Below are 755 nucleotides of genomic sequence, written 5' to 3' on the forward strand. Positions count from 1 at the left end.
ATCCCGCTGACGGGCACCACACGGACCGTGGTGGAGCGTCCGCGGGCGGTCGCGGAGGCGTTGCCCTCCGGGACACCCGCAGCCATCCCGGCGGCGTTCGCGGCGGTGGAGGCGAGGATGCGGGTGTCGATGACGACGGCACCGCGGTCGTGGTCGATGACGGAGCGGTGCTGCCGGCCGGGCTTCAGGGCCAGGACGATCAGGACCACGCCGAGGACCAGAAGGACCACGGCGATGACCTCCGCGATCGTGACGAACGCGGCGTCCGGGCGGAGCGCAGCGTCGACGACGGTCTGCGGGTCGGCGAGCAGCGGGGGCCGGCCGATGGCGGCGAGGACCGCTTCGGCGCCGATCCACGCAGCGACCAGGGCGAGCACCACGAGCGACACCGCCACGGCGGTCGAGCGGGAGCGGTGCACGCTCCGGCGACGGATGCGTCGTTCGACGGAACCGTTGCTCATGATGGCCTCCTAGGCGATCCGGGACTGGTGCTCGCGCACGATCCCGGTGAGTTCGATGTGGGCACTACCGACGCGGCGGCCGGTGAGTTCCCCGACACGGCCCTTGACCTCGTCCGCGACCCGGGCGGTGCGGGTGACGATGTCGTCGCCCGCGGCGATGGGGCCGGTGATGTCGAGCGCGAGCGCGCCGGCGGTGTCGCCGAGACCGACGCGCACCCGCTTGGCGGGGGCGCCGAGCCGTTCGGCTGCGACGGCCCGCGCCAGCGAGGTCAGTGCGCGAGCGGTGATCTCGAC

2 protein-coding genes are annotated in these 755 nt (G+C 73.8%); both read right to left on the reverse strand.

Annotated elements, in window-relative coordinates; translation table 11 throughout:
• On the reverse strand, window positions 1–461 hold a 461-nt coding region (locus HWD93_RS18175), incomplete at its 3' end, for a DUF6286 domain-containing protein (protein ID WP_261647568.1).
• 9 nt (window positions 462–470) lie between these two features.
• Window positions 471–755, reverse strand: a 285-nt coding sequence (locus tag HWD93_RS18180) for a hypothetical protein (protein WP_261647569.1), incomplete at its 5' end; no start/stop codon positions are given.

The organism is Curtobacterium sp. C2H10, assembly GCF_025407985.1.
GTDB lineage: Bacteria > Actinomycetota > Actinomycetes > Actinomycetales > Microbacteriaceae > Curtobacterium.